This window comes from Nonomuraea gerenzanensis (genome assembly GCF_020215645.1).
Lineage (GTDB): Bacteria > Actinomycetota > Actinomycetes > Streptosporangiales > Streptosporangiaceae > Nonomuraea > Nonomuraea gerenzanensis.
In genome coordinates, this window is record NZ_CP084058.1 from 1,479,788 (window position 1) to 1,497,463 (window position 17,676).

15 protein-coding genes are annotated in these 17,676 nt (G+C 72.7%); 7 read left to right on the forward strand and 8 right to left on the reverse strand.

The window, feature by feature from the left end; genetic code table 11:
- The first annotated feature begins 20 nt into the window (after positions 1 to 20).
- From LCN96_RS07410 to LCN96_RS07435, 6 genes are read left to right on the forward strand one after another with little or no spacing between them, the layout of a single operon-like run.
- Entirely contained in the window at positions 21 to 704 is a 684-nt protein-coding gene (locus LCN96_RS07410; protein ID WP_168008205.1) for a response regulator transcription factor, read from the forward strand.
- Positions 701 to 4,102: a DUF4153 domain-containing protein gene (locus LCN96_RS07415; protein ID WP_225271832.1), complete on the forward strand. Its 3,402-nt coding sequence runs from the start codon at positions 701 to 703 to the stop codon at positions 4,100 to 4,102. Before LCN96_RS07410 ends, LCN96_RS07415 begins: the two co-directional genes overlap by 4 nt.
- Positions 4,103 to 4,110: 8 nt before the next feature.
- The gene (locus LCN96_RS07420; RefSeq protein ID WP_225271833.1) at positions 4,111 to 5,640 is read left to right on the forward strand and encodes an N-acyl-D-amino-acid deacylase family protein; all 1,530 of its coding nucleotides are present in this window, start codon (positions 4,111 to 4,113) and stop codon (positions 5,638 to 5,640) included.
- 35 nt (positions 5,641 to 5,675) lie between these two features.
- Positions 5,676 to 6,752, forward strand: coding sequence for an alanine racemase (locus tag LCN96_RS07425; RefSeq protein ID WP_225271834.1), 1,077 nt, complete (start codon positions 5,676 to 5,678; stop codon positions 6,750 to 6,752).
- Positions 6,753 to 6,760: 8 nt separating this feature from the next.
- Positions 6,761 to 7,141: a RidA family protein gene (locus LCN96_RS07430; RefSeq protein WP_225271835.1), complete on the forward strand. Its 381-nt coding sequence runs from the start codon at positions 6,761 to 6,763 to the stop codon at positions 7,139 to 7,141.
- A gap of 9 nt (positions 7,142 to 7,150) precedes the next feature.
- The gene (locus LCN96_RS07435) at positions 7,151 to 8,341 is read left to right on the forward strand and encodes a hypothetical protein (RefSeq protein WP_225271836.1); all 1,191 of its coding nucleotides are present in this window, start codon (positions 7,151 to 7,153) and stop codon (positions 8,339 to 8,341) included.
- A gap of 64 nt (positions 8,342 to 8,405) precedes the next feature.
- Here the strand turns inward: LCN96_RS07435 and LCN96_RS07440 are convergent, their stop codons facing one another.
- From LCN96_RS07440 to LCN96_RS07450, 3 genes are read right to left on the reverse strand one after another with little or no spacing between them, the layout of a single operon-like run.
- Positions 8,406 to 8,600: a hypothetical protein gene (locus LCN96_RS07440; RefSeq protein ID WP_225271837.1), complete on the reverse strand. Its 195-nt coding sequence runs from the start codon at positions 8,598 to 8,600 to the stop codon at positions 8,406 to 8,408.
- 15 nt (positions 8,601 to 8,615) lie between these two features.
- The gene (locus LCN96_RS07445) at positions 8,616 to 9,155 is read right to left on the reverse strand and encodes a TetR/AcrR family transcriptional regulator (RefSeq protein ID WP_225271838.1); all 540 of its coding nucleotides are present in this window, start codon (positions 9,153 to 9,155) and stop codon (positions 8,616 to 8,618) included.
- A gap of 5 nt (positions 9,156 to 9,160) precedes the next feature.
- Complete coding sequence (locus LCN96_RS07450) at positions 9,161 to 9,775, reverse strand: LysE family translocator (protein WP_225271839.1); 615 nt, start codon at positions 9,773 to 9,775, stop codon at positions 9,161 to 9,163.
- A gap of 103 nt (positions 9,776 to 9,878) precedes the next feature.
- Between LCN96_RS07450 and LCN96_RS57075 the strand changes: the two genes are divergently transcribed.
- Entirely contained in the window at positions 9,879 to 12,632 is a 2,754-nt protein-coding gene (locus tag LCN96_RS57075; RefSeq protein WP_311132230.1) for a helix-turn-helix transcriptional regulator, read from the forward strand.
- A gap of 6 nt (positions 12,633 to 12,638) precedes the next feature.
- Here LCN96_RS57075 and LCN96_RS07465 read toward each other — a convergent pair whose 3' ends face one another.
- The 5 genes from LCN96_RS07465 to LCN96_RS07485 all read right to left on the reverse strand — a co-directional run bounded on the left by LCN96_RS07465 (position 12,639) and on the right by LCN96_RS07485 (position 17,395).
- On the reverse strand, positions 12,639 to 13,610 hold the full coding sequence (locus LCN96_RS07465; RefSeq protein ID WP_225271840.1) for an ABC transporter substrate-binding protein: 972 nt from the start codon (positions 13,608 to 13,610) through the stop codon (positions 12,639 to 12,641).
- A 74-nt stretch (positions 13,611 to 13,684) separates the two neighbouring features.
- Positions 13,685 to 14,467, reverse strand: coding sequence for an ABC transporter permease (locus LCN96_RS07470; protein ID WP_225271841.1), 783 nt, complete (start codon positions 14,465 to 14,467; stop codon positions 13,685 to 13,687).
- Positions 14,464 to 15,195: an ABC transporter permease gene (locus LCN96_RS07475; RefSeq protein WP_225271842.1), complete on the reverse strand. Its 732-nt coding sequence runs from the start codon at positions 15,193 to 15,195 to the stop codon at positions 14,464 to 14,466. The genes LCN96_RS07470 and LCN96_RS07475 overlap by 4 nt, the downstream gene beginning before the upstream one ends.
- Positions 15,196 to 15,388: 193 nt before the next feature.
- Positions 15,389 to 16,621, reverse strand: a complete 1,233-nt coding sequence (gene otnK / locus LCN96_RS07480; protein ID WP_225271843.1) for a 3-oxo-tetronate kinase — start codon at positions 16,619 to 16,621, stop codon at positions 15,389 to 15,391.
- A 105-nt stretch (positions 16,622 to 16,726) separates the two neighbouring features.
- Positions 16,727 to 17,395 (reverse strand): hypothetical protein, encoded by a 669-nt coding sequence (locus LCN96_RS07485; RefSeq protein WP_225271844.1) that lies wholly within the window; start codon positions 17,393 to 17,395, stop codon positions 16,727 to 16,729.
- Positions 17,396 to 17,676 lie beyond the last annotated feature (281 nt).

Genomic DNA, 17,676 nt, shown 5'->3' on the forward strand with positions numbered 1-17,676 from the left:
GCCCTTCTAGTCTTTCGTACGTGGCAGAGCAGCGACGCATCCTCGTGGTCGAGGACGACGTGACGATCGCGCTGGCCGTGCGCAACCGCCTGGCGGCCGAAGGCTTCGACGTCAGGGTGGCGGGCGACGGGCAGGACGCGCTCGTCCAGTACGGCAACGCGGAACCGGACCTGGTGATCCTCGACCGGCTGTTGCCCGGGCTCGACGGCCTGGAGGTGTGCCGCAGGATGCAGGCCGCCAGGCCGGTGCCCGTGCTCATGCTGACCGCGCTCGGCGACGAGACGGACGTGCTGGTCGGGCTCGGGGTCGGGGCCGACGACTACCTGGCCAAGCCGTTCAGCATGCGCGAGCTGGTGGCCAGGATCCACGCGCTGCTGCGGCGGGTCGAGCGGGCGGCCCAGCTCGCCGCCGAGGACACCGTGATCAGGGTGGGCGAGGTCGAGATCGACACCGCCGCCCGCCGCGTGTTCGTGCGCGGGGCCGAGGCACAGCTCACCCGGACCGAGTTCGACCTGCTGCGCCGCCTGGCCGAGCGCCCGGGGCAGGTCTTCGAGCGCGACCGGCTGTTGTCCGACGTCTGGGGCTTCTCCGAGGCGGCGGCCACCAGGACCGTCGACAGCCACGTCCGCGCGCTGCGCCGCAAGCTGGGCTCCGACGTCGTACGCACCGTGCACGGCGTCGGCTACGCCCTGGTGCGCCGATGAACCCCCTCGACTTCCTGGGCCGGATCAAGGTCAAGCTCGGCATCGTCATCGTGCTGGCGGTGGGCACCGCGTTCGTGGTCAACGAGGTCGGCATCAACTCCGGCTTCTCCCGCGAGGTGCGCATCGCGGTCGCCGTCGTCCTGGCGCTGATCATGGTGCAGGTGCTGGCCATGGGCATGACCAAACCGCTGCGTCAGATGGCCCGCGCCGCCCAGACCATCGCCAAGGGCAGCTACACCCTGCGCGTCAGCGCCACCTCCCGCGACGAGGTGGGCGAGCTGGCCAGGGCGTTCAACGCGATGGCGGCCGACCTCGGCGAGGTGGACCGGCAGCGGCGCGAGCTCGTCGCGAACGTCAGCCACGAGCTGCGCACCCCCATCACGGGGCTGCGCGCCGTCCTGGAGAACGTCGTGGACGGCGTCTCCGCGGCCGACCCCGTCACCATGCGCACCGCGCTCGCCCAGACCGAGCGGCTCGGCCGCCTCGTCGCCCAGCTCCTCGACCTGTCCCGGCTCGACTCCGGCGCGCGCCATCTGGAGGCTGAGGCCGTGGAGCTGGCGCCGTTGATCGAGCAGGCGGTGCTGGAGGCGTCTTTGGCGCGCGAGGACGTGGTGATCCGGCCGTCGGTCCCCGCCGACCTCGTGGTCCTCGCCGACCCCGACCTGCTGGCCCAGGTCCTGGCCAACCTGCTCGACAACGCTGTCCGGCACAGTCCTTCCGACGGGGTGGTGAGTGTTCTGGGTGCGGCTTCGGGGGCGGGGGTGCGGATCGTCGTGGCCGATCAGGGGGCGGGGATCCCGGCGTCGGCTCGGGGGCGGGTCTTCGAGCGGTTCTCGCGGCTGGATGCGGGGCGGGCGGCGGATGCCGGTGGGGCCGGGTTGGGGCTGGCCATCGTGAAGGAGATCGTCGAGCTGCATGGTGGGGTCATTGGGATCGATGACTGTGCGGGGTGCCGGATGGTCGTCGAGCTACCGGGAAGGACGACGATGGCTGATGGGGGTGGCGCTGCCGTGCCTGGCGCGGTGGTGAGCGGTGCTGCGGTGAGTGGCGTCGAGGCGGCAAGCGGCGCGCCCGGGGCGGTCGGGGCGCCCGGTGAGCGCGTTGGGGCGCAGCCGGTGTCCGGCGAGGGCGCCGTTGCGGCGCCCGTTACTACGGTGAGCGCCGGTGTGGCGCCCGCTACCACGGTGAGCGCCGGTGTGGCGCCCGCTACCACGGTGAGCGGCACTACGGAGCCCGCTACCACGACGAGCGGCACTGCGGCGCCCGTCGCCATGGCGAGCGGCGCGCCCGGTGAGCGCGTTGGGGCGCAGCCGGTGTCCGGCGAGGCTGCCGTGGCTGCGGCGGCGCCTGGCGGGAGCGGTGTGGCGGGGTGGCCGGTCGGCGCCGGCGTCCCGGCCGATGCGGTGGCCGCCACCACGAGCGGCCTCGCAACGGCCGGTGCCACAGCAGGCGGCGCCACAGCAGGCGGCGCCATGGCGAGCGGCCCCACGGCGAGCGGCCCCGCAGCGAGCGGCATGGCACTGGGCACTCCCACAGCGACGGGCGTCCCAGGCACGGCCGGCGCCCCAGCGGGACCAGGCGGCCCCGGGATGGGCGCGCCGGGCGCGGGTGGTTACGGGCAGCCGCCCCAACCCCCCACCCCCGGCACCAGCCTGGCCAGGATGTTCGGCGGCGGGATCATCGGCCTCCTGGCAGGCCTCCTGGTGGGGATGTTCGCCGCCGTGATGGCCAGCGTCGTCATGGGCGACGGGATGGGTCTGGTGGCCCTGGCAGGCTGCACCGTGCTCCTGACAGTCGTGGGAGCCACGCTGGGCGCAGGTTCGGGCCGCAGAGCAGCAGCGGCGCAATACCAGGCGCAATACCAGGCGGCGCAGTACCAGGCGGCGGCCCCGCATCGCGGCCAGGCTGGAACACCGGTACCGCCCTACGTGCCACCCCCGCTGTTCCCCCGCCCCGATCTCCCCGACCCGCCGAGGTGGCTGCTGCCCGCAGCCGCGGGAGCCGGGGTGTTCGCGGCGGTGGCGTTGCCCGAGGCGCAGGTGGGGCTCGGGATCGTGCTGGTCGCGATGGTGCTGGGCGCGGCGGCGCTGCCGGCCGTGTTGCGGCGGATGACGCCGTGGACGGTGGCGTTCGGCGCGATGGCGTACTGGCTGATCGCGATGGCGGCGGTGCGCGACGCGGACTGGCTGGTCGCGATCCTGCTCGTGGCGGGGGCAGGGCTGGGCGCGCTGGCCGTCTCGGGTGCGGGCACCGGCTGGCTGGGCGTGATCAGGGGCGGCATCTCGGTGTTGCTGGCGCTCGGGCCGGTGCCGTGGTTCCTGGCGCAGCCGCTCAGGCGGCTGACGGCCAGGCGGCGGGTGATGCCGATGGTGGCCGCGCTGGGCATCACGGCGGTGCTGCTGCTGGTGTTCGGGTTGCTGTTCTCGTCGGCGGACGCGGTGTTCGCCTCGTACGTGGAGCGTCTGACGACCGCCCCCGACTGGGCCGAGTCGGCACCGGTGCGGATCTTCCTGTTCGGGCTGTTCGCGGTGCTGCTGGCCGCCGTGGTGCTGGTCGCGCTGCGGCCCGTGGTGGACCCGGTGGGGCCGGAGACGAAGTTCAGGGTGAGCACGAGTGTCTGGCTGCTGCCGCTGACGGCGGTGAACCTGCTGTTCGCCTCGTTCGTGGCGGTGCAGATCACGGCGCTGTTCGGCGGGAACACCTGGGTGCTGAAGACGGCAGGGCTCACCTACGCCGAGTACGCCAGGCAGGGCTTCTTCCAGCTCGTGGTGGTCAGCGTGTTCGTGCTGGGCATCGTGGCGGTGGCCGCCGGGCTGCTGAAGGTGGAGCGGCGCGAGCGCTGGCTGCTGGCGGTGCTGCTGGGCGTGCTGTGCGGGCTGACCATGGTGGTGCTGGCCTCGGCCCTGCACCGGATGAACCTCTACACCGACGCCTACGGCCTGTCCCGGCTGCGGCTGTCGGTGCAGGCCACGGTGTGGTGGCTGGGCGCGCTGTTCGCGCTGGTGCTGCTGGGGGGCGCGGCGCGGCTGATGGGCCGCGGCTCCGCCTGGCTGCCCCGGACGATCGTGCTGGTCACCGGGCTCAGCCTGGGCGTGTTCGCGCTGGTCAACCCCGATCTGCGGGTCGCGCAGACGCAGGTGGAGGTGCGCGGGCCGGCCAAGATGGACTCCGACTACCTCGGCGACCTGGGCGCGGAGGCGGTGCCCGCCCTCGACCGGCTGCCCGAGCCGCAGCGCAGTTGCGTGCTCTCGGCCGTGGTGGCGGCCAACGGGCTGGACCGCCCCGACCCGTGGAACGGCTGGAACCTGGCCCGCTCCATGGCCCGCGACGTGCTGGCCGAGCGGCCCGTGCGCGCGCAGTCCGACTGTCCGAGGGTGGCGAGCAGGGTGACTGATTAAATCACGGAGTGACCTTCGACATAGTGATCAGCGGTGGGCGGGTGCTCGACGGCACGGGCGCGCCGCCGTACCGGGCGGACCTGGGGATCGCGGGCGACAGGATCGCGGCCGTCGGCAGGCTCGACGGCGCGCGGGCGGGCACGGTGATCGACGCGGCGGGCAGGTTCGTCGCGCCGGGTTTCGTGGACTGTCACGCGCACGGCGACGCGGCGGTGTTCGACGCGGGCGTGCAGCGCGCGGCGCTGCGGCAGGGGGTCACGACATTCGTGCTGGGGCAGGACGGGCTGTCGTTCGCGCCGGGCTCCGCCGCGACCGTGGCCTACGCCTCGCGGTACTTCGCGGCGGTCAACGGCGCCCTGGTGGACGGGCCGCTGACCGTCGCCGACCTGCTGGCCGGCTACGACAGGGCGGTGGCGCTGAACACGGCGTACCTGCTGCCGCACGGCACGATCCGGTACGACGTCATGGGCCCCTCGCCGGAGCGGGCGGGCCCCGGCGAGGTGGCGGGCATGCTGCGGCACGTCGAGCGCGGCCTGTCCGAGGGCGCGGTCGGGTTGTCGAGCGGGCTGGAGTACCTGCCCGGCCGCTATGCCGACGCCGAGGAGCTGGCCGCCCTGTGCGCGCCGCTCGGCGGCCTGCCGTACGTCACCCACATGCGGGCCTACGGCGAGCGGGCCGGCGTCGGGATGGCCGAGGTGGTGGAGATCGCGGAGCGCTCGGGCGCGGCCGTGCACGTCTCGCACCTGCACGGGCCGGCGGGCGTGCTGCTGCCGCTGGTCGAGGACGCCCTGGGCAAGGGCGTGGACCTGACCTTCGACACCTACCCCTACCTGCGCGGCAACACGATCCTGGCGATGGTCGCGCTGCCGCCGTCCGTGCCGGGCGCCGACACCGGCGCCGCGCTGGAGATGATCGCCTCCGACGCGCTGGACGACTGGTGGCCTGCCCAGGGCGCGCTGTGGCCCCGGCTGACCATCTCGCACGCGCCCGGCCTGGAGTGGGCCGAGGGGCTGACCGTGGTGGCCGCGGCCGAGCGGGCGGGGGCCGAGCCGGCCGCCTTCTGCCGCCGGTTGCTGACGGAGACGCGGATGGAGGCGGGGGTCGTCATCGCCCGTCCCGACGAGGGGCCGCAGGGCGAGGAGTCCGTACGCCGGATGCTCCGCCACCCCTCCCAGACCGGCGGCTCCGACGGCATCTACGTGGGCGGCCACCCGCACCCGCGTGGGTTCGGCGCGTTCGCCAGGTTCCTCGGCAGGCATGTCAGGGAGCTGGGCGACTGGACCTGGGAGCAGGCGGCCGTGCACCTGGCCGCGCATCCCGCCAGGCGCTTCGGGCTGGCCGACCGGGGGCTGCTGCGGCGCGGTTTCGCCGCCGACGTGGTGGTGTTCGACCCGGCCACGGTGGGCGACCTGGCCACCTATCCCGCGCCGCGCACGCTCGCGGAGGGGGTGGACGACGTGCTCGTGTCCGGCGTGCCCGTGCTGGCAGGGGGCGAGCTGACGGGTGCCACTCCGGGGCGCGCGGTACGGCCCTCGTGAGCGATAAGGTCGGAGCCGGAATCAGAGGGGGTGTTGTGCCGGCGATCCTCGGCCAGTCGGTCTTCGACGGCGGGCTCGAATTTCCCGCCATGGTGGTGCACCGCGACGCGCTGGAGCACAACATCTCGACGATGGCGGGCTTCGTCCGCGACCACGGCATGGAGCTGGCGCCACACGCCAAGACGCACATGTCCGCCGAGATCGCCGCGATGCAGCTCGCGGCCGGCGCGTGGGGGCTGACGGTCGCCACGCCCCGCCAGGCGGCCACGGTCAGGGCGTTCGGGACGGATCGGGTCCTGGTGGCGAACCAGGTGGTCGATCCCGCCGGGCTCACCTGGGCCGCCCACGAGCTGGAGCGCGATCCGGGCTTCGAGTTCCTCAGCTTCGCCGACTCCACGGCGGGCATCGACATCCTGGCCGCGCACGCCGGCTCCCGCCCGTTCAGGGTGCTGGCGGAGCTGGGGCATGAGGGCGGGCGGGCCGGCTGCCGCACACTCGGCGAGCTGCTCGACGTGGCCGCCCACGCGCAGGCCACGCCCGGTGTCGAGCTGGCCGGGGTGGCGGGCTACGAGGGCGGGCTGCGCACGGCCGCCGAGGTGCGCAAGTATCTCGACGCGCTGCAGGAGGCCGTCGAGTACGTCCGCGTCAAGAGCCCCATCCTGTCGGTGGGCGGCAGCCAGTGGTTCGACGTGATCGGCCGCGAGCTGGTCGCCACCCAGGCCCGCATCCTGCTGCGCAGCGGCGCCTACGTCACCCACGACGACGGCTACTACCGCGAGCGCACGCCGTTCAACCGCATCGACGGCGAGCTGCGCCCGGCCCTGGAGGTGTGGGCGCACGTGCTGTCCGTGCCCGAGCCGGGGCTGGCCGTCGTCGGCATGGGCAAGCGTGACGCGCCCTACGACGAGGGCCTGCCGATCCCGCGCCGCGGCGGCGTCACGATCGTGAAGATGCAGGACCAGCACACCGTGGTCCGCGCCACCGGGCTCCAGCCCGGTGACCTGCTGGCCTTCGGCATCTCCCATCCCTGCACGGCCTTCGACAAGTGGCGCGTGCTGCCGCTGGTGGACCGCGACTACCGTGTCGTTGGCACGATAAGCACGAATTTCTAGGAGATGCAGTGAAAAAGGAGCTCCGGACCACGGACGGCGCCGCCCCCATCGGCGCCTACTCGCAGGGCCTCGTCGTGGGCGACTTCGTCTACACCTCCGGCGCGGGCCCGCTCGACCCGCAGACCGGCGAGGTCGTCGGCGACGACGTGGCCGCCCAGACCCACCGCACCATGCAGAACCTCGGCGCCATCCTGGCCGCGCACGGCCTCGGCTTCGACGACGTGGTCAAGGCCACGGTGCACCTGCAGCACCTCAAGCGTGACTTCGCCGCGTTCAACGAGGTCTACAAGTCCTACTTCAACCAGCCCTACCCCGTGCGCACCACGGTGGGGTCCGACCTGATGGACATCCTGGTGGAGATCGACTTCGTCGCGCACAAGAGCGCCTGAGGCCCGGCTGTGGACAGTTCGGTGTACGTCTTCGTCGAGGACCTGCGCGGCGAGGGCGTCGAGCGGGTGCTCGACAGGATCAGCGGGTACGGCGTGTCCGGCGTCACCGTCGGCGCCGTGCACCATGCCTCCCGCGACGTCACCCCGCACGGACTGTCCCGGCTGACGCTGCGCCACGACGGGGCGCACTTCACCCCGCCGCCGGAGCTGTTCGACGGGCTCCGCCTGGCTCCGGTGCCCGGCTACGTGGACGCCCTCGACGGGCTGCGCGAGGCCTGCGCGAAACGTTCGCTGAAGCTGCACGGCTGGACGGTCTTCCTGCGCAACGCCACGATCGGCACCGAGCATCCGGACGTGACCGTACGCGACTGCTTCGGCGACCGAGGCTCGCTCGCCGACCTGTGCCCCGCCCACCCCGACGTGCGTGACTACGCCGTCGCGCTGGCCAGGGCGGTGGCCAGGCTCGGGGTCGACAGCGTGGTGGCCGAGTCGCTGCACTTCAGGCCGCTCAAGCCGCAGCGCTCGTTCGTGCCGCTCGGGCCGATGGACGCCTACCTGTTCGCGCTGTGCTTCTGCGACTACTGCATGCGCCGGGCCACCGACCTGGGCGTCAACGCCGAGGTGGCGCGCGAGGAGTGCGCGCGGATCGTGGGCGGCGTCTTCGACGGCGACCCGCCGGCGCAGGGCGAGGTCACCAGGGCGGCGCTGACGGCGTACGCGGGGCCCGACGTCGTGGCCTACGCCCGCGCCCGCTCCGAGACGGTGACCACGCTGGTGTCCGAGGTGGCCTCCGCGGTGGCCGACGAGGGCTCGAAGCTGGTGTTCATCGACTCGACGGGGGCGGTCAAGGGCTACACCGACGGGCTGCCCACCCCCGGCCTGGCCGCGCACGACGCGTGGCAGCTCGGGGTGGACCTGGTGGCGCTGGGCGACCTGGTGCCCGCGTTCGGGGTGCTGGCCTACGCCCGTGACGCGGCGCGGGTGGCCGACGACGTGGGCGCCTACCTGCGGTCCGTGGGCAAGGACCGTGAGGTGCGGGCGGTGCTGCGGCCCGGCTACCCCGACAGCGACTCCACCGACCGGCTGGTGGCCAAGGCCAGGGGAGCCAGGGCGGCCGGGGCGCTGGCCGTGGACTTCTACGCGTACGGGCTGGTGCCGCACCCGGTCCTCGACCGCATCCCGGCGGCCCTGTCGCTCTGATCGGCGCTCTATTCGGCGCTCTATTCGGCGCTGCAGCCGGCGCTCCTGCCTGCGCTTCTGCCGGTCACGACAGGTTCTTCTGCCTGACCTGCCACGGCCCCGAGCAGAGCCCGCAGTTCGGGCCGACGAACGCGGCCCTGGCCGTGGCGTCGCCCTTGAGCTGCCGCTTCAGCCAGAGCGCCCCGACTCGCCCGAGCTCGCCGCCGTTGGGCTGGGAGTAGGTGCCGAAGTGCCCCACGTCCAGGTTGCCGCCCGTCATAAAAACGGTCGGATATCAGATGCCGTCGAGGAGGGCCGAGACCGCGTCGGTGGCGAAGTCGTCACCCGGTCGCAGCCCGCGGAAGACCGCCCGCATCCACACGGCCCCGGCCAGCAGGTCGACGACCAGCATCGGGTCCACCGACGCCGCCAGCTCGCCCCTGCCGGCCGCGCGTTCGAAGATCTCCCGCTCCCTGGCGAACCGGTCGGCGAAGAACCGCCGCGCGTCCAGCTCGGGATGGCGGACGGCGGCGCCGAGCGCGGCCACCGCGATGTCGCTGCCGGGCGGCTCGGTGAGCAGCCGCACCACGCCCTCGACCAGCGCCACCAGGTCGCCGCGCAGGCTCCCGGTGTCGGGGGCGTCGAAGCCGAGCACGTCGGACTCGACCAGGGCCGCCCCCAGCAGCGCCGCCTTCGACGGCCACCACCGGTAGATCGTCGTCTTGTTGACGCCCGAGCGCTCGGCGACCCCCTCGACGGTCAGCCCGTCGTAGCCCTTCTCGGCGACCAGCCGCAACGTCGCATCGAAGATCTCCTGCTGCTTCCTCGGCGCCATGCGGCTCATTGTCTCCCGGTGAACGCCGTGAGCACGCCGAGCCCGAGGTAGACGAAGCCGCTCGTGTACCGCAGGCTCCTGGCCGCGCGGGTGAGGCGCCGGCCCAGGGCGCCGGCCGCGAACGCGTACGCGAGGTCGGAGATCAGCCCCAGGAGCATCAGCGTGAGGCCGTACACCACCACCTGCAGCGCGGGCGAGCCCGACTCGGGCCGCACGAACTGCGGCAGCAACGCCAGGAAGAACAGCAGGGTCTTGGGGTTGAACACGTTGACCAGCACCCCTTCGGCGAACACCTTGCGCAGCGGCTGCGGCTCTGGCCGCCCCGCCTCCGCCTGCTTGCTGGTGAACGCGCGGACCGCCAGGTAGCCGAGGTAGGCGACGCCGGCCCACTTGATGATCGTGTAGAGCGTGGCGGACTGCGCGATCACGTATGACAGGCCCGCGGCGGCGGCCGCGACGTGCACCAGCGTGCCGAGCTCCACGCCCAGCGCGCTGACGAGGCCCGCCGCCCGGCCCTGGGACAGGCCCCTGGCGGTGATGTAGAGGTGGTTCGGCCCCGGGATGAGGACCAGGACGATCGAGGTTGTGAGGAAGAGAGCGAAGGTGGCGGGGGATATCACAAGGGAGCAGCGTAGGGTGGTTTTGGTATGTCGAAAGAGGGCCAATCTCGCACCGGAATCCCGGACCAATCGGTTGTCGGAGCGTCATGGCATAGTTTCTGACGTGAACGGTCTTCTCGTCGGGCGATCCGCGGAGCTGACAGGCCTGGTGCGGGTGCTGTCCGCGGCCGGCGAGGGTGTGGCCGGAGTGGCGCTCGTCGGCGGTGACGCGGGGATCGGCAAGACCCGGCTGATCACCGAGCTGGCAGCCGAGGCCCGCGAGCGCGGGTTCAACGTGCTCGTCGGGCAGTGCGCCGAGCTCGGCGACGCGCTGCCGTACCTCCCGCTGGCCGACGCGCTGCGCGGCGCGGAGCCCGCCGTGCGCGAGGCCGCCGCCGCCCATCCCATGCTGGGCCAGCTCCTGCCGGGCACCGAGAGCGCGCCCTCGGCGGGGCTCACCCAGCAGCGGCTGTTCGGCTCGCTGCTCGGCCTGCTCGCCGACGTGCAGCCCGTGCTGTTCGTGATCGAGGACCTGCACTGGGCCGACCGTTCCACCCGTGACCTGCTGGTCTTCCTCAGCCGCATGGTGCAGAGCGAGCGCGTCTGCGTCGTGGGCACCTACCGCACCGACGACCTGCACCGCCGCCACCCGCTGCGCTCCGTGCTGGCCGAGCTGAAGCGCCTGCCGACCGTGATGAGCGTGGAGCTGGGGCCGCTGGGCTCCGGCGAGATGTCCGACTACGTCGCCACCCTCGGCGAGGTGGACGCCCACGAGCTCGGCCTCATCGTCACCCGCGCCGACGGCAACCCGTTCTACGCCGAGGAGCTGTTCGCGGCCATGGCCGAGGGCGACAGCCTGCCCGACGGCCTGGCCAGCCTGCTGATGTCGCGGGTCGAGGTGCTCTCGGAGGCCGGTCAGCGGGTGCTGCGGGCCGCCGCCGTGGCCGGGCGCCGGGTGGAGGACGACCTGCTGCGCGAGGTGTCGGGGCTGCCGCTCGACGAGTTCGAGGAGGCGGTCAGGGAGATCGTCTCGCGCGGGCTGCTCAAGGTGCGGGGCCACGGTTACACCTTCCGCCACGCGCTGCTGCAGGAGGCCGTCTACACCGACCTGCTGCCGGGCGAGCGCACCCGGCTGCACGCGGCCTTCGCCCGCCTGCTCACCTCCCCGGCCGAGCTGGCCCACCACCACCTCGCCGGCCACGACCTGGCCGGCGCGCTGGCCGCGTCCGTCGAGGCGGGCAGGCAGGCCGAGCGGGTCGGCGCGCCCGCCGAGGCCCACAGCCACTACGACCGGGCGCTCGGCCTGTGGGACCGGGTGGACGACGCGGCGCGGCTGGCCGGGGAGAGCCGCGTGGAGCTGGCCTTCCGCAGCGCCGTCATGGCCGCCGACAGCGGCGACAAGCACCGGGCCGTGGTGCAGCTCAAGGCGCTGCCGCAGACGTCCGAGGTGAGCGAGCGGCTCGCCTACTACCTGTACGAGTCGGACGACGCCGAAGGCGCGATCGTGGCGGCCGAGCACGCGGTGGCCAGCGCGGACGACGAGGCGACGCTCGCCCGCGCGATGGCCACCCAGGCCCGCACGCTGGTGTGGAGCCCGCGGCATCAGGAGGTCGAGGCTCTGACGAGCAGGGCGCTGGAGACGGCCCGCGCGGCCGGCGCCAGGGACGCCGAGGTGGGCGCGCTGCTCACCCTGGCCATCGTCGTGGAGTACCGCGGCGACCTGCACCGGGCGCACGAGCTGGTCGACCTGGCCATGTCCAGGCCCAGCGGCGATCTGGCCATGGACCTGCGGGCCCGCTTCCACCACGCCCGCATCCACTACGAGCAGGGGCTGCTCGCGCACGCCGCCGAGGTGGCCGACGACGGCATCAAGCTGGCCTCCGAGAACGGCCTCAAGTGGAGCACCTACGGCACCGACCTGCGGTTCCTGCGCTTCCTCATCCACTACGTGGCCGGTGAGTGGGACCAGGCCGAGGCGGTCGCGGCCGGCTTCGGCGCCAGGGTCGGCACCGCGCCGGAGGCCACCCTGTCGTCGTTCGCGCTGTTCATCGAGGTGGCGCGGGGCCTGCCCGCGGTCGAGGCCCGGCTGAGCTGGCTGCGGCCCTTCTGGGGCGACGAGCTGGTCTCGTACATGTCGAGAGGGCTGGCGGCCGAGCACGCGCTGTGGCGCGGCGACCCGGCGACGGCGCTCGACCACGTGCGGGCGGTCATCGCGGCGCAGATCGACGGCGACTCGGGCAACATCCGGATGGCCGCCATCGGGCTGTGGGCGCTGGCCGAGCTGGGCAGCACCGAGGGCGCCGACGACCTGCGCGCGCACGCCCGCCTGGCCGTCGAGGCCGGCCCCACGGGCGAGGGCGTGCACCTGGGGCCCGAGGGTCAGGCGTGGGCGCTGCGCGTGGAGGCCGAGTGGCACCGCGTGCACGGGCGGCTCGACGTGGATTTGTGGCGGCAGGTGGTGGCGGCGTTCGACTTCGGCTTCGTCTACGAGACCGCGCGCTCACGGTGGCGGCTGGCCGAGGCGCTGCTGGCCGCCGGCGACCGTGACGCGGCCCAGGCGGAGTGGGAGCGGGCCAGGGAGGTGGCGGGCAAGCTGCGTGCCGTGCCGCTGGAGAACGCGCTGCTCGACTTCGGCCGCCGCGCCCGCTTCACCGTGCCGGGGGGCGGCCCCGGGCACGGCGAGGGCGGGCTGACGGCGCGGGAGGCCGAGGTGCTGCGGCTGGTGGCCGAGGGGCTGACCAACCGCGAGATCGCGGAGCGGCTGTTCATCGCGCAGAAGACGGTGAGCGTGCACGTGTCCAACATCCTGGGCAAGCTGGAGGTCTCCACCCGCACCCAGGCGGTCGCCGCGGCCCGGCGGCTGGGGCTGCTGGAGTAGCGGTGGCTAGCCCGACGCTCCGCCGGCGAGGATCGAGGACACCTCGAAGCGCTGCTTGAGGTAGCCGAACTCGAGCATCAGGTCGGCCACGCGCTGCACCCGGGCCGGGTCAACGGCCGTGGAGAAGCCGCCGAGCTTCATGGTGGCGGCGGTCTCCTGGTCGATCTTGGTGTACTTCTGCAGGGCGGCGGTGACCTCGGCCGTGTTCGAGCGGGCCAGCTCGGTCGCCTTGCGCAGGGCGCGCTGGAAGGCGGCGACGGACTTCGGGCTCTGCTGGGCGAAGGTCTCCGTGACCAGGTAGCCGGCGATCGGGAAGTCGGCCAGCGGCCCGGTGAACAGGTCGCTCAGCGTGACCGCGCCGAGCGTCCTGGCCGCCGCCTGGTGGAACGGCTCGGGCAGCAGCGCCACGTCCACCTGGCCGCTGTCCAGCGCCCCGGCCATCTCGGGGAAGGGCCGCTCGACGAACTTGACGTCGTCGGGTCGCAGCCCGGCGGGCTTGAGCAGGGCGCTGACGGACAGGGTGGAGATGTTGTTCAGGGTGTTCACGCCGATCGTGCGGCCCTTGAGGTCGGCCACCCGGGTGATCGGGGAGCCCTTCTTCGTCATGAGCAGGAAGTTGCCGGGCTGGGCGGCGTACGCGTCGCCGACGACCTTGATCTTGACGGTGCCGCTGGCCGAGGCGAGCAGGGCGGAGACGTAGTTGCTGTGCAGGACGTCGAGCTTGCCGGAGACCAGGTCGGGCATCGCCGCCGCGCCGCCCGAGATCAGCTCCGTCCGCACCTTGAGCCCCTCGGCGGCGAAATAGCCCTTGTCGATGGCGAGCTGAATGGGCGCCACCTCCGGGAGCGGCAACATTCCGATCCTGATTTCGGTCTTTTCCGGGCCGGTGGATTGCGAGGCCGGATTACCGCCGCCCCCACAGGCGGTGAGCAGTAATGCCGCGACGCAGAGGACGGACAGGCGCCGGATATCTGACATGAGCGCTCCTCGTGGAGTAAACACATGAGACAAAGGCAGAACTGCGAGCTTAACCGTGACCTGTGTCAGATTCGCTACATCTTTGCGTCATGCCAGGTGAGCGCCCTTTTCTCAAGAAACAGAAAGCCCTGGTTGAGCAGATAACCCAGGACTCCGAGCAGCACGATCGCCCCCCACACGCCCGGCAGGTCGAACGCCCGCTGCGCGGCCCTGAGCTGGAACCCGATGCCCTCGGTGCTGAAGAACTCCGCGATGACCATGAGGATCAGCGCCAGCGAGAGGCTGAGCCGCAGCCCCGCGAAGATCTTGGGCGCCGCCGACGGCAGGATGATCCGCAGCAGCCGCTGCCCGCGCGTCAGCCCGAACACCCGCGCCGTGTCCAGATGCAGCGGCTCGACGCCGCGCGCCCCGTCGGCCGCGTTGAACAGCACCGGCCACACGATGCCGAACGTGATCGTGGCGATCTGCATGCGCGTGCCCGTCGAGAACAGCGCCAGGAACATCGGCAGCAACGCCGGCGCCGGCAGCGCCCGCCCGAACTGGATGATCGGGTCGAGGAACCGGTGGAGCAGCGGCGAGCGCCCGAGCGCCACGCCGATCGTCACCCCGCCCACCCCGGCCAGCACCCAGCCCGCCAGCAGCCTGCCCAGGCTCTGCGGGAAGTTGCCCAGGGCGGTGTCGTTCAGCCAGAGCCGGGCGGGGGAGCCGGTGAACCACAGCTCGCGCATGTGCCCGACGATGACCGACGGCGGCGGGAAGAACGGGTGCGCCATGGCCCGCGTGGCCAGCTCCCACAGCACGAGCACGACCGGCACCACCCACAACCTGGCGCACCACCGCAGCACGCGCGCGATCACGCGGCCACCCCCGGATGCCAGTGGAACAGCCGCCGCTCGGCCAGGACGAACGCGCCGTTCGTGGCGATGCCCAGCACCCCCGCCCAGACGGTGGCGGCGACGGTCAGCGTGAGCCCGTCGGGGCTGCTGCCGGCCAGGATGATGAACGCGCCGATGCCGTCGGAGCCGCCCGCGAGCAGCTCCGTGCTGATGGCCAGGATGAGCGCGATCGTGGCGGCCACCCGGATGCCCGTCGCGATGAACGGGGCCGTGCTCGGCAGCGAGACCCGCAGCAGCACCGCCAGCCGGCCGAAGCCGAAGGTGCGCAGGGTCTCCTTGGCCAGGGGGTCGACCTCCCTGAGGCCGTACATGGTGTTGATCAGGATCGGCCACGTGGCGGCGTACATGATCATGGCGATCTTCATGTCCAGCCGCTCGGTGAACACGAACGCCGCGAGCGGGATGAGCGCCACGGACGGGATCGGCCGCAGGAACTCGATCACCGGCCGCAACGCCCGCTCCACCGCCGGCACGCTGCCCAGCAGCAGCCCGGCCGGGACGGCGAACGCCACCGTCAGCGCCAGCCCGAGCGCCCACGCCGCGAAGGTGGCGCCGACGTCGAGCAGGAATTCCGGATCGGCCGCCAATTCGGCCGTGGTGATCAGCACGGTGGAGGCGAGCGGGAATTGCACGGTGGAAACGAGGCCGAGCCGGCCGGCCGCCTCCGCGAGCAGGATCAGCCCGGTCACGCCGAGAAAACCGCAGAATAACGCGCTGTCAAAGGGGTTGCGGGGAAGCAGCCGGGGGATCAAGAGATCGCCCCGGTGAGGAGAAACACCATGTAGCTCTCCATATTCCTCCGATACGGCGAATATGGAGCCAGCGTAATCGATCAGTTGTGCGGATCGGCGGGTGTCCGGGGGTGAATGCCGGGGCGCGATTTCAGCGGGAGGCCTCAAGCAGCAGATCGGGGTCGCCGAAGTTGCCGGACTTCAGCAGCAGCGCCGGCCCCGACGGGGCGAAGATCCACGGGACGCCGCGCGCCGCCTCGGCCCCGATCACGCCGCCGGGCACGCCGAGCGCGCTCACGACCGCGCCGGACGTCTCACCGCCCGCCGTGACCAGCCGGGTGACACCCCGCTCGACCAGCCCCCGGGCGATGCGGCCGAGGGCCGTCTCCAGGATCGTGGCCGACCGCTCGGCCCCCAGGGTGTCCTGGACGCGGCGCAGCTTCGCCGGCTCCAGCGACGAGTAGACCAGCGGGGCGCCGGTGCCGGGGTCGAGGGCGTCGTACCAGGCCAGGGCCCGCCTGGTGAGCGAGTCGGGGTCCTGGTCGGCCAGTACGTCGAGCCGGTGTGCCGGTCTGCCCGCCTCGATCATGACCTGGACCTGCTGGAGCGTACGGGCCGAGCAGCTACCGGCCAGCACGGCGGCAGGACCGGACGGCTCGGGCGCCGGCTCGTCGTCGTACCCGGCGCCGGCCCGCGCCGCGGCCAGGCCGCCCGCCAGCCCCGCCGCGCCCGCCACCAGCGGCGCCCGGGCCAGCGCGCGGCCGGCCGTCATCAGGTCCTCCTCCTCCAGCGCGTCCACGAACGCGTACCGCACCCCCTGCTCGCGCAGCTCGGCCAGCCGCCGCTCGACCGCCCGCCCGCGCACGTGCGGCAGCGTCACCACCCCCGACCGGTAGGCGCTCTGCGCCTCCAGCAGGCGCGGCAGGTACGAGTCGGTCATCGGGGTGAGCGGGTGGTGGCGCATGTGGGACTCGCCGAGCAGCACGTCACCGACGAAGAGGTAGCCGTTGTACTGCGTGCGGCCGTGCTCGGGCGAGCTCGGCGTCATCGGGACGATCGGCGCCTCCATGGCGTCGGCCAGCGCGTCCAGCACCGGGCCGATGTTGCCGTCGGGGGTGGAGTCGAAGGTCGAGCAGTATTTGAAGTAGACCTGCTCAGCGGCGCCGTGCGCACGCAGCCAGCGCAGCGCGCGCAGGGAGCGGGCCACCGCGTCGGCCTTGTGGATCGTGCGGGTCTTGAGCGCGATCACGACGGCGTCGTGCTCGGGAGGCTGCGCGCCCTGCGGCGGAAGCCCGAAGTACAGGAGGGTGCGGATGCCCCGGCGGCGCAGCGCCACGGCCACGTCGGTCGCGCCGGTGAAGTCGTCCGCGATGGCGCCGATCATCGGTGCCCCGCCGGCCTGGTGTCGATGCTGTCGTGGTGCGAGTCGAACATGATGCCGACGTTATCGGCGTCCGGTCACCAAGCCACCCGCACCCCTCAGAACGGGTCAGCTCGTGATGGTCTGGTCACGCAGCTCGAAGTAGCTCGTGTGGTCGGTCTGCAGGTAGGCGTGGAAGTTCGGCGCCATGGTGCCGGCGGACTTGTCGGCGGTGACGATCGTGACGACCACGTAGTTCTTGGACGCTCCCGAGAGGATCTTGCCGTAGACGTAACGGGTGAGCGCCTTGTCCTGGCGCCACTTGACGGCGTTCGACGACAGCTTGGCGAGCCTGTTCGCGGTGGTCTTGGCGGCCTGGTCCGTGGGGAAGGACATCATGATCTGGACGGCCTTGAGGTGGCCGCTGTAGGCGGAGTAGGCGAGCTGCACGGCCCGCTGGCACTTGTTCCTGGCCAGCACGCCCTGGCCGTCGACCGGGGCACACGAGCTGTAGGTCCAGCCGGCGACCTTGTCGGCCTTGAACTTGATGCCGCCCAGGGCGAAGTTCCAGTCGTTGAACTCCTGGTGGGTGAGGGGTGAGCCGGGCTGGGCCTGCTTCGTGGTCGCGGGGGTCTCCGCTGGGGTGTCCGAGGGGGTGGGAGTGGGTGACGGTGTGGGGGTGGAGGTGGTGGGGGTGCTGCTTGGCAGGGCGAGCTTCGGGGTCGGTGCTGGGGAGCTGAGGAACGCGTAGGCGGCCCAGCCGCCGCCGCCGAGGAGGAGCACCGCGAGGCCGGTCACCAGGCCGATGATCAGCGCGTTGTTGTTCTTGACCGGTGGGCGAGGGGGGTGGCCGGGCGCTCCGTAAGGTGGCTGGCCGGGGTGCGGCGGCTGGTTTCCGTAGGGATGGCCCGTCTGCGGTGGCTGGTGCCCATACGGCGGCTGGCCCATGTGCGGTGGCTGGCCGGTGTGTGGTGGCTGGCCCGGGTGTGGCGGCTGGTTGCCGTAAGGGCCGGGGCCGGAGCCGTAGGGGTGCGGGCCATGGCCCTGGGGCGGGCCGTAGCCTCCTGGCGGGACCCCCT